This is a genomic window from Streptomyces sp. NPDC056231, assembly GCF_048270745.1.
GTDB lineage: Bacteria > Actinomycetota > Actinomycetes > Streptomycetales > Streptomycetaceae > Streptomyces.
This window is the reverse complement of sequence record NZ_JBLVKW010000140.1, coordinates 1-11188: the sequence shown is the minus strand read 5'-3', so window position 1 is coordinate 11188 and position 11188 is coordinate 1. Positions and strand designations below refer to the sequence as shown.

Here is an 11188-nt window from a genome sequence, read left to right as displayed (position 1 = left end):
GACACCTGGCTCCACACCCGAGCCGCCGCCCTCAACCTCCGCCGACTGATCAACCTCGGACTCACCCGCACCGGCAGCACCTGGACGATCAACCCGGCCACCACATAGACCAAGGGGCCACCCGGCCTGCGGCCGGACAGCCCCTCAACAAGATCTTCATGAGTCTTCTAGCCGAGCATCCGCGTGATCTTCACCGCTTGTGTTCCTGTGAGTTGGAGGATGGAGCGCTGCGGAAGCGACGTGGACGGTCTACACGGTGCGGAACCGGTCGGGGAGCGGAGGACGTCGTGTCAGATCCGGTCATTGTTGTGCCGCACCGATGGTCGGTGGTTCGTTCTGCGGTACGGGGGTGTGGAAGAAGTCGTGTGCTGCAGTGTCCGGCACGACGGCACCCGCACCCAGTGCCGGGGAGGTGGCGCGCAGGTGGTAGCCGGCCGGGGCATTGGTTCCGGGGGCCTCGAACAGCGGGTCGGTGAGCACGCTCGCGGTCGCGCCAATTGGTTGTGGCACGCCGTAGAAGAGGTTGTGGTCGAAGCCGAACCGACCGGATCGCAGCCGGAAGGAGGCAGTGCCTGTGCCGTGCTTGTGGATGATGTTGTTGGCGAAGTCCACTTGGCGGGGCTGACTGTTGTTCTCGTTGACCACGACTTGGGAGACGCCGTCGCCGATGTAGACGGTGTTGTTGTGGACGGCGCCGGATGAGATGTGACCGGAGCAGTTCTCCACCCCGCGGAAGCGGTCGTTGATGCTGATGTTGTAGCGGACCACGAAGTCCCGGATTCCGGTCGAGGTCGGGCACAGCAGCAGCCAGCCACCCTCGTTGTCGTGACTGAGGTTGTACTGGTAGACGATGCCGCGGGTGGCGTGATCGACGTCCCAGGCCATGCCGTCGAGTGTGGTGTGGCCGCCTGACGCTTCGTTGTACTGGAAGGTGACATCCTCGCTGTTGGCCGTCCACATGCCGGCGTTGTAGGTGCCGGAGCGCATGTTGAAGCCCGCCAGTGTGTTGTGCTCGACCAGCGCGTTGTTGTTCATCTTGACGGCGATCCCGTCGCCGCCGATGTCGGACAGCCTGTTGCCGCGGATGATCGTGCCTTGCGAAGGTGCGTACGGCGCGTCGCACACGTCGTCCCAGAAGTTGCCGAGCTCTGGCCGGCGGCACCAGTTGGACCAGGTGTAGATGCCCTCACGGTCCACTGCCCGGAGGTTGTTGTCCTCGATGCGCAGGTCCTCGTACCACGTCGGTGTCGTCGTGCCCTGCGCCTCGACGACGATGCCGCCGGATGCGGCACCGAACTTGCCGTTGCCGGTGCGGGGCCCATTGAGGACGCCGCGCACGTCGTGGATGGCCAGTCCCCGCAGTTCGATGCCGTGGATGGGTCCGGTGTCCTTCGCAAGCACGTACACGCCGCGTCGCGGAGCGGAGTTGTCGCCTGGGGCGGTGAGTTCGAGGCCGGTGACGTGGACGTACTCCGCGTCGGACACCAGCACGGCCTGCTGGGCACCGGCCGCGTCGATCCGCGGTGCGGGCCGGTCAGGATCGCCATAGGCGTCGACCCGGACCGGCCGGACCGCGGTCCCCGAATCGTTGAGCACCAAGGTGCCCTGACAGGTCGTGCCGCGCGCGAGATAGACCTCACTGCCCGGACGCAGCGTGCGTTGGTTGATCTGTTCCAGCGAGGTGAACGGCCGTGCACGCGTGCCCGGTTGTGCGTGCTCGTCGGCGACCGACTCCCCGGAGCAGTCGACGAAATACTTCTGCGGTACAGCCATCGGCCTCGCGAGAGCCGTGCCGGTGGTGAGGATCCCGGCGGACAGGGCGAGCGCGCAGACCATGGTCAGCGGGCGATGCCCGAAGCGGCGGCGGTGAAAACCCATGCGTATCTCCAGTGTCGTAGCGATCACAGAGGGAAGGTGTGCTGAAAGCGGCCCGACCACATTCATCCAGGCGGGTGGTCGATTACCCGTGCGGCCCCCAGCACGGCCTGCGTTCTTACGGCCAACTCAGCGGGATGGCGACGTTCTGGGTTCCAGCGGAGTTGCTGCCGCGGGCCATGGCGGCGTGCAGTGTGATCGGGCGGCCGTTGTGGTCGAAGAGGAGCTGGGGTCGCTCCAGCGAACCGAGAGTGATCAGCGAGCCGTCGGTGAGCCTCAACTGCCTCAGCGAGACCACCGGGTGCTCGGCCGGCTCCCATGTGAGGCCGTCCGTCGAGGTGACCATGCCGAGCGCCCCGTACTGGGGAGTGAGCGCATGGGTCCGGTCGGCTCCCCTGTAGAAGTCCTTGACGATCGCGTAAAAGCGGCGGTCGGCACGGTCGTACCAGAGATACGGATCCTCCGCCTGGGTCTCGGGCGTGCCCAGGGCGGTCGCGGTGTAAGGGAAGGGGCCCTCGGGACGGTCGGACTGGCCGACGACGGTGATGTAGACGCCCTTGGCGTCCCAGGTCTTGTACGAAATGAGGAAGCGGGGCCGGCCGTCCACAGCGGGGGCCTCGGTGACGGACGGGTTGACCACCATCTGGAAGGTGTTCACGTAGTCGGGGCCGGCGATGGGGACGTCGCTGCGGGTACCACGCCCGGCGATCAGGTCCTCCAGGGTGCGGGCGCTGATCACACCGATGCGCTGGCCGGCGTGGTACTGCAGCCAGAGAGTGGGCTGCTTGGAGAACCACGGCTCGGGGGTGTTCGCGGGGTTGTTGGCGATGAAGTACAGGTAGTAGCGGCCCTGGAAGTAGCGGATGTGCGGGTTGTGCGCGTTGTAGCGGTCCCATCGGCCGGGGTCACCCGTCCCCTGAACGACGGTTCGCACGTGCCGGTACGGACCCTGCGGGCCCGGGGAGACAGCGACGGCGATCTCGCTGTACTTCATCCAACCGCTGAAGCCGTAGAAGATCTGCTCCGAGGGGTCGGGGCCGCGGCCGGCCGAACCGTGCTGCCAGCGTGAATAGAAGAGGTAGTACGCCCCGTCGCGGCCGCGGATGGGGGTGCCGCACCAGGTGTACCAGCCCTCGGTACCGAAGATCTGCACCGCTGGGTCGACCGGCTGGATCGCTGCCTGGAAATCGGGGGAGGACGGTCTGGTTGAGTCGTCTGCGGCCGCCGGTCCACCGGGCAAGGCGGCGGCCAGGGCCGCCGGTCCGCTGAGGGAGGTGGCGGCCAGGGCCGCCGGTATCGTCATGAGCGCCCTGCGTCGCGTCATGCCATTGCTGCTGGTCAAGGCCAGCTCCTTTCGGTCCTTGGGGCTCTTCGTCGTGCACAGGCCCCTTTGAGATTTCTCAACTTGCTCTGGGCCGTCACCCGTTGATGGGGTTGAGCAGTAGGGAGGAGAGTCGAAAGCGAGGTGTAGCTCCCCGATCATCCGTAAGGCTCCGAACCGGGTCGATCGGGGGCCTCAGGCGTGTGTCCGTGGGGGTGCGGTCTGACTCGCAGTGCAGTGATGGGTGAGGCGAACCGTGACGGCAGGGCCGAGCGGTTCCGGGTTTTGCCTATATGATTTTCCGCCTATCGGGAGCGCGTCAAGATGTGAGGCGGAAGGGATCCGTCCGGGAGCATGAGAAGCCCGCCGTCTGTAGGCATCGACGCACGGACCGCGCCCAGCGCTCTCGTTGTATTGGCTTTGGTAGCGCAAAGGGCCTGTACCGCAGGGATTTGAGGGTTTCATGGCGGACGGCCGGTGCCTGCCGCCGGGGGAGTCCGTACGCCGCTGAGGGGCGTCCGAGCCAGACTCGTGAATGCTGGGCGTACCTTCGGCGGCACGCTCACCCTCCTTGCCTGTCGAGGAATCCTATAGCGTTTTTGGCAACTCTTCGCGCTGAAGGCCTTGACAGTCACGCGCAGTGCGTTGATGATTCACGCCAACTTGGTTTGAGATGGGGAACTTCCACATGAGCGAAGAGGACGTGCTCCCGGACGACCGCACCGCCGGTGTGCTGGTCCGGCTTCGCGGACTACTGCCCTCGCTGTCCGCGAAGGAGCAGGCGATAGCAGAGGCGGTGCTGGAGGATCCGGCCGGCATCGCCCAGCTGAGCATTTCTCAGGTAGCCCGACGCGCCGAGGTGTCGGACACCTCGGTGACTCGGTTCTGTCGCCGACTGGGACTCTCCGGATACCCCGAGCTGCGGCTGGCTCTCGCCGCGGCGGTGCAGCACGCGCACTCCGGATGGCGGCTGCGTGTAGGCATGCGGGGCGATATCGAGCCCGACGACACAGCCGCCGAGGTCATCGTCAAGATGGCGCACGCGGACGCCGGCGCCATCCAGGACAGTGTGGAACAGCTCGATGCCGCAGCTCTGGACGCGGCGAGCCGGCTGCTTGCCCGAGCCCGGCGGATCGAGGTGTACGGCGTCGGGTCAAGCGGACTCGTGGCCGCGGACATGGAGTACAAGCTGCAGCATCTGGGGTTGCCCTGCTCCGCGTTCAGCGATGTGCACCGTGCCCTGATGAACGCAGCGCATCTGCGGCCCGGCGATGTGGCTGTCGGAATCTCGCACTCCGGCCGCACCCAGGAGACTCTCGACCCGCTGCGCGAGGCAGCCCTGCGCGGTGCGACAACTCTCGCGCTCACCAATGACAGCGGTTCCCCCATCACCGCACTGGCCGATCTGGTGTTGTGCTCTGCGGGACGGGAGGCGCCCTTCCGTAGCGGGGCCACCGTCAGCCGCATCAGCCAACTCTTCGTTGTGGACTGCCTGTACGTGCGTCTTGCTCAGACGGGCGGTCCAGATGCCACCAACTCGGCGCTGAGCCGCGCCTACCGTGCGGTCGAGCGGCACCGGACCGTGAGCGAGCACGACACCAGCAAAGGGAAGGAATGACCATGACTGGGAGGGACACCGTCCCGCCGCCACTGACCGAGTCCCGCAACCCGGCGACACACGACCTGGACGAGCTCAGTGTGCCCGAGCTCGTCGACCGTATGGCCGACCAGGACCGGCAGGCGCTGCAAGCTGTCCGCGCCGCCCGCGAGGATATCGCGCACCTGATCACCATGGGCGTGGACGTCCTGCGCAGCGGCGGCCGGATCCACTACTTCGGGGCCGGTTCCTCCGGGCGCCTGGGGGTGCTCGACGCTGCCGAAGTGATACCGACCTTCGGCGTCGGGCCCCAAGTCTTTGTGGCACACCTGGCCGGCGGGCCCGCTGCTATGACCGCGGCTGTGGAGGAGGTCGAGGACGACGCGGACGCCGGGACGCTGGACGCGATCGAGGTCACCGGGGCGGATCTCGCCATCGGGCTCAGTGCCAGTGGTGTCACCCCCTACGTCGGCGGCGCGCTGCGCCGGGCCCGTGCCACCGGTGCAGCCACCGCGCTGGTGTCGGCGAACCCGAGCGCACCGCTGGCAGCCGACGCGGATCTGCACATCGCGTTGGCGACCGGTCCTGAAGCGATCACCGGATCCACCCGGATGAAGGCCGGCACCGCCCAGAAGCTGGTGCTCACCACTTTCTCCACCGCGGTGATGGTCCGCCTCGGGCGCACCTACTCGAACCTGATGGTGTCGCTTACCGCGGTCAACGACAAACTGCGGCGCCGCAGTGTGCGCCTCCTGTGTGAGGCCGCCGCAGTGGACGCGGACACCGCCGGCCGGGCGCTGGCCGCCGCCGGCGGCGATACCCGGGTAGCCCTGGTGGGCCTGCTCGCCGACCTGCCCGCGGACCGCGCCCGGCACCTGCTCGCGCGCCATGAAGGTTCGGTCAAAGCTGTCCTCCGCTCAGTCGTGAATCCGGTTCCCGAGTCGTGACTGCGCTGCGGGTGGCCGGCGTGGACGTGGGCGGCACCGGAGTGCGGGTCGGCATCCGGGAGTTGGGTTCGGACGCGCCGGCCCTCTGGGCGGACCGGTCCGCCCCCGCCAGGATCGGTGCGGCCGGCCTGGATGCCGCTGCCGTACTGGAGGTGGTTGTTCCAGCGTTGGAGACACTGCTGGCCGACTCCGCGACCGGCATGCTCAACACGGTCGACACCATCGCCGTGGGCGCGACCGGATTCGCGTTGCTCGGCGGCGATCTGCGTAAGCGGCTGCCGCATGAGCTGGCCGACCGGTTCCGCGCGCGCCGCGTGGTGCTGGCGAGCGACGCGGTAGCCGCCTACGCCGCGACGATCGGCACCGAGCCGGGGGCGGTGATCGCAGCCGGAACCGGTGCCGTCGCCCTGGGACTTGCCCCTGAGAGAGGCTGGCGCCGAGCCGACGGCTGGGGACACCTCCTCGGCGACGAAGGCGGCGGTGCCTGGATCGGGCGTGAGGGCCTGGCGACGGCGCTGCGCGCCTTCGACGGCCGTCCGGACGGCTCCCCGCAACTGCTGGACGCGCTCGTTCGACAGTTCGGCCCGCCAGCGCAACTGCCTGGGCTGATCCAGCCCAGTCCGCAGCGTGCCGGCCTGTTGGCCGGCTTCGCTCCTGCCGTCGCCGCCTGCGCCCGCGACGGCGACGTGCGGGCGAACTCCATCCTGGTCCGGGCCGGGATGGCCCTCGCGGAGACCGTGCATGCCGTGGCCCCCGACGATGCCGACGCGCCGATCGGGCGCACCGGCAAGCTCTTCCGGATCGGCGACGCGCTGCTCGCCGCGTTCGAGACACGGTTGCGCGAACTGCGCCCTCGTGTACGCCTCGCGGCGTCCCACGGCGAACCGCTGGACGGCGCCCTCGGCCTGGCCGCCTCGGCAGCCGCCGGCACCTGGACGCTGCCCACGGACGAAGCACTGCTCACACTCACCCACTTCGACCACGTCGACGGATGAAAGAGGCAGTCATGACAAGTACCACGGCCTCCAGCGGGCCTCGCGGCGCCCAGGGAGGCCGCCGCCGGCCATCGTCAGCAGCGTCGCCGCGATCGGTGTCATCCACGATCGGCTGATCGCGGGAATCACTGCGACGTTGTCGCACTGATTCCCGCAGCCGCTCATTACCGTCCCGTATGTGGCTGTCCAACATCGGCCAGGGCATCACCGTCGGCCAACAGCCATACACGCCTTCGCCACCACGACCGGTTGAACACTGTTGGCGTCGCCACCACGACAGCCGGCTCCCTACTCCGCCCGCATCCATCGGGCGGGCCTTACGAGGAGGTAGGCATGCAACGCTTCTTGAGATCAGCCCTCATAGGGGTGACCACGGCGCTGGTGACGGCGGTGGTCACCGTCCCCGCTCGGGCGGTGGACGACCCACAGCCGGCATTGCCCGCGGGGCTGCTTGCGCCGCCGCCGGCCGGTGCGGCGCAAGCGGCAGGCAGGGGCGGTGACCACACACCGGCCCTGTCACCCGTCCCGCACGAGATTTCGTACGGGAAGGAGTTCCCGGTGCCGCAGCGCGCCGTGGTGGTGCGCGACGCCGCGAGCGATCCGCAGGCCGTGGCGACCGTGGCCGAGGTCCTGCGGGCGGCCGGCGTGCGCGAGGTCACCCAGGCATCGGCGGCCCGCCCGGGTGCGTACTCGGTGTACGTCGGCACGCGTCCCGTGTCGCCCGCCGCCGAGGGCCTCAAGCCGGGCGGGTATGTCGTCTCCGTCTCCCGGCACCGCACCGTCCTGGACGGCGTGGACGACGCCGGCACGTACTACGCAGCCGAAACCCTCCGGCAGTTGTTCACGGGCCGCAAGGTCGTCTCCGCCACCGTCCGGGACTGGCCGGACTTCGCGACCCGCGGCGGCCAGGAGTCCTTCTACGGCGCGAAGTGGTCGTACGAGGACGAGCTGCGCGAGATCCGCTTTCTCGGCGCGCACAAGCAGAACACATTCCTCTACCACCCGCGTATCGGCGATCCGCACAACGCGGCGCAGAAGTGGCGCGAGCCGTACAGCGGTATGCGGCTGGAGGAGCTGCGGACGATCGTCGCGGAGGCGAAGAAGCGGCACATCAGGTTCATCTACCGGCTCGGGCCGGAGGCGCCGACCGCCCCCGGATACGGCATCTGCCACGCGGATCCGGAGGAGTTGAAGCTCGTCCTCGCCCGCTTCCAGCAGCTGTACGACCTCGGCGTGCGCGATCTCTCGCTCGGCTGGGACGACGTCTCCAACCCGATCAGCTGTGCGGCGGACCGCGCGCAGTTCGGCGGCGACGCGAACCCGAAGGCGGCGGCCCAGGCATACGTCACGAACCACGTGTACACAAACTTCATCAGGTCCCACCCGGGCAGCCGGCTGATCACCATCCCCACCGAGTACTGGAACGCGACGCCGTCCTCGTACAAGAAGCGCTACAACGAGCTGGTGGAGAAGGACACCTCGATCTACTGGACCGGCCCGGAGGTGGTCTCCCCGCAGATCACCAACGCGCAGGCGACCGCGGCGAAGGCAGCGTACGGCAACCGCAACATGCTGATCTTCGACAACTACCCCGTGAACGACTACGCACCCAACCGCCTCCATCTGGGCCCTCTGACCGACCGCGACCCGACGCTGACCGGCACGGTCGAGGGCATCACCACGAACCAGATGAACCAGCACGCGCCGTCCCTGATCGCCCTGTTCACGGCGGCGGACTTCACGTGGAACACGGCCGCGTACGACCCGGAGGGGTCCTGGGACCGGGCGCTGCGCGAGCTGGGCGGGAAGGCGTACCCGGCGCTGAAGCTGTTCGCGGAGAACTCGCGGAGCGGCCCGCTGACGTCGACGGCGGACGCGGGGCGGCTGAAGGCCCTGGTGGCGGCTGTGTGGGACAAGCCCGGCGACACGTCAACACTGACCGAACTGGACCATTACTTCAGTGAGTTGGTGGATGTGCCCGGCCGCATCGAGCGCGACATGGGCGACCCGGCGTTCGCCGCACAGGCCGGACCGTGGCTGGAGAAGCTCCGCGCGTACGGTGAGGCCGGCCGTACGGCGATGGACCTGCTGCGGGCGGACGCGGCAGGTGACACGGCAGAGGTCGCGCGTCTCGCGGACGTTCTGCGCGAGCAACGGGCCGCGCTGGCGGCAATCCCGCAGCAGCTCACCGACGGTACGGCGGACAGTTTCCTGTCCCGAGTGCTGAACATCGGGTTGCCCGACCTGGCGCTGAACCGCCCGGTGACCGCCTCCGGGCAGATCTCGGCGAGCCGGGCGGCCGCGTATGCGGTGGACGGCGACGCGTCCACCCGCTGGGAGAGCCAGGCGTCCAACTCCCAGTGGCTGCGCATCGATCTGGGCGAACGCCGCACCATCGGCAGCGTGCGCCTGAACTGGGACGCCTCGTACCCGAAGTCGTATCGGGTCGAGGTGTCGGACGACGGTACGTCCTGGACGACCGTGCACACTGCGGCGACCGGGGACGGCGGCGCGGACGAGCTGCGCGGCCTCGCCGCCGAAGGGCGCTATGTGCGCCTGAGCGGCGAGGGCCGGTCGAACACGGGCCGCGGCATCGCGCTCTGGGAGGTAAGTGTCCACGAGCGCTGAGCCGTCGCCCGGAACACCGCGAACGCCTCGTGGAATCCGGGGAACGTCTTCCGTACGCACCCGGGGTCGTCGTAGGTGATCCCGGGGGCACGGCGGAGACCTCGCCGATCAACGGGCCGTCGCCCAGGGCGAGGTGTCCTCCTCGTCCTCCGCCGCAACCGATCACATCCCGCTGCCCGGCCTCTGACTTCTGTGGCAGATTCGGGCAGGGCTTCGGCCGAGGGTCCGGGAAGCGCACGACGACAGCTGCGGCACCTCGCTGCGTTGTCGGAACGCTCGAATACATCCAGGATGAGGACGCCCCTCCGCCTTGCGGTGCACCACATCTGACGCCGCGCGCTGGGTTGGGTGGTGAAACGCGCCTCCACCACGGTGAAGAAGACGAGCAGGAGCAGGCCTCCCATGACCGGCCCGGCGACGGCCCGGATGTCCAGCCGCGATCGGCGCTCTGCATGACCCCATAGATCCGCGCGGCCAGCCCCGCTGTCCCCGTGCCGCGCGGCATGCACACGATCGGGTGGGAAGGCCAGCGCCTACAGCCGCCTGCCGAGCGCGGACATGTTCCCAGCCCGCGAACCGTCACCGACCCATCCCGCTACCATTGAGCGCGGCGACCAGATTCTCGGAGAGATGGTGCATTGTGGTGGGGTGATACGCCGCCATGGACGGTCCGATGCGGAATACGAGTTCATCCTTCCGCCACTGCCCGACTCATCGCGTGGTCGCAAGCGGCCCGGCGATCGGCGGTGTGGCGGGTCGGCGAGGCTCTCCACCAGGCCGTGCTGGGCGGCGTCGTTCACCATGCGTCGCACGAACCGCCGACTGATCGCCGGTGCCCGTCCGATCTTGCCCGACGGGCGCACCACCACCGTGCCCGAGGCCGCGCAGGATCCGAGCATGGAGCGCCCGGCCCGTTTCAACGCCGAACCGACATCGTTCCTGGAGACAATATGAGCAGCGCCCTTCTCGTGATGGACGTCCAACGGGCCATCGTGGACATCGTCGACGCCGACGCCGGATACCTGTCACGCCTGCGCAGGGCGATCGACGGAGCCCGGGCGGCGAACATCCCCGTGATCTACGTGGTCATCGCGTTACGTCCTGGTTTCCCGGAGGTCTCCACGCGCAATAGGGCTCTTACTGCCATCGCACAGGCCGGCCTCTACGTCGAGGGCGCCCCGGGCACCGAGATCCACCCCGAGGTCGCGCCCCGGCCGGGCGAGGTGGTGGTCACCAAGAGACGGGCGAGCGCGTTCTCGGGTAGCGATCTCGACGTGGTGCTGAAGGCACGCGGTATCGACAGCCTTGTGCTCACCGGCATCGCCACCAGCGCTGTGGTGCTGTACACCCTATGCCAGGCGAACGACCTGGACTTCGGCCTCACCGTCCTCTCCGACGCCTGTCTGGACACCGACCCAGAGATGCATCGGGCCCTCACAGAGCGACTGTTCCCGCAGTGGGCGGATGTCGTCACCGTCGACGACTGGCTCAAGACGACCGCACCTCGATAGCCGCAGACCCGGGCCGCCCCGCCTCCGCCGCGGGGGCACCCGAGCGGGCTTGCGCGTCGGCCTTGCGGATCCAGTTCCGCAGTGTCTCGCCACTGATGCCGAGATCAGCTGCGACGTCCTCATACGTGCGCTTACCTGCTGCCGCCGCACGGTACAGGGCTACGGCACATTCCTGCACTCCGCCGAGCACGGAGGTCGCCATCCCACCGTGGCATTCCTTCCATCCGTGATCTTGCGTGGGTATCCCCGGCTTCAGCCGGGGAGGGAAACGCATCCTCGGCCCGGAGGCGCGAAGCGCCAAAGTTCGCTGCGTT

At 68.5% G+C, this 11188-nt stretch carries 8 protein-coding genes and 1 pseudogene; 6 read left to right on the top strand and 3 right to left on the bottom strand.

All coding sequences use genetic code 11. The annotated features are described in order from the left end of the window. Positions 1-300: 300 nt before the first annotated feature. Positions 301-1905, bottom strand: a complete 1605-nt coding sequence (locus ACNPQM_RS42465) for a hypothetical protein (protein WP_418088196.1) — start codon at positions 1903-1905, stop codon at positions 301-303. Between the two features lie 88 nt (positions 1906-1993). Further along, entirely contained in the window at positions 1994-3217 is a 1224-nt protein-coding gene (locus ACNPQM_RS42460) for a glycoside hydrolase family protein (RefSeq protein WP_418088195.1), read from the bottom strand. Between the two features lie 667 nt (positions 3218-3884). Between ACNPQM_RS42460 and ACNPQM_RS42455 the strand changes: the two genes are divergently transcribed. The 6 genes from ACNPQM_RS42455 to ACNPQM_RS42430 all read left to right on the top strand — a co-directional run bounded on the left by ACNPQM_RS42455 (position 3885) and on the right by ACNPQM_RS42430 (position 10874). Then, positions 3885-4814 (top strand): MurR/RpiR family transcriptional regulator, encoded by a 930-nt coding sequence (locus tag ACNPQM_RS42455; protein ID WP_418088194.1) that lies wholly within the window; start codon positions 3885-3887, stop codon positions 4812-4814. Positions 4815-4816: 2 nt separating this feature from the next. Further along, a complete protein-coding gene (locus ACNPQM_RS42450; protein ID WP_418088193.1) occupies positions 4817-5740 on the top strand; it encodes an N-acetylmuramic acid 6-phosphate etherase in 924 nt (307 codons plus the stop codon). Next, positions 5737-6735, top strand: a complete 999-nt coding sequence (locus tag ACNPQM_RS42445) for an N-acetylglucosamine kinase (RefSeq protein WP_418088192.1) — start codon at positions 5737-5739, stop codon at positions 6733-6735. Before ACNPQM_RS42450 ends, ACNPQM_RS42445 begins: the two co-directional genes overlap by 4 nt. A gap of 333 nt (positions 6736-7068) precedes the next feature. Next, on the top strand, positions 7069-9363 hold the full coding sequence (locus ACNPQM_RS42440; protein WP_418088191.1) for a beta-N-acetylglucosaminidase domain-containing protein: 2295 nt from the start codon (positions 7069-7071) through the stop codon (positions 9361-9363). An 801-nt stretch (positions 9364-10164) separates the two neighbouring features. Then, positions 10165-10317, top strand: a complete 153-nt coding sequence (locus tag ACNPQM_RS42435; RefSeq protein ID WP_418088190.1) for a hypothetical protein — start codon at positions 10165-10167, stop codon at positions 10315-10317. Next, entirely contained in the window at positions 10314-10874 is a 561-nt protein-coding gene (locus tag ACNPQM_RS42430) for a cysteine hydrolase family protein (RefSeq protein WP_418088189.1), read from the top strand. The genes ACNPQM_RS42435 and ACNPQM_RS42430 overlap by 4 nt, the downstream gene beginning before the upstream one ends. A 51-nt stretch (positions 10875-10925) precedes the next feature. On the opposite strand, the pseudogene ACNPQM_RS42425 reads toward ACNPQM_RS42430, so the two are convergent. After that, a pseudogene (locus ACNPQM_RS42425) lies at positions 10926-11076 on the bottom strand (transposase); the annotation flags it as partial. Positions 11077-11188 lie beyond the last annotated feature (112 nt).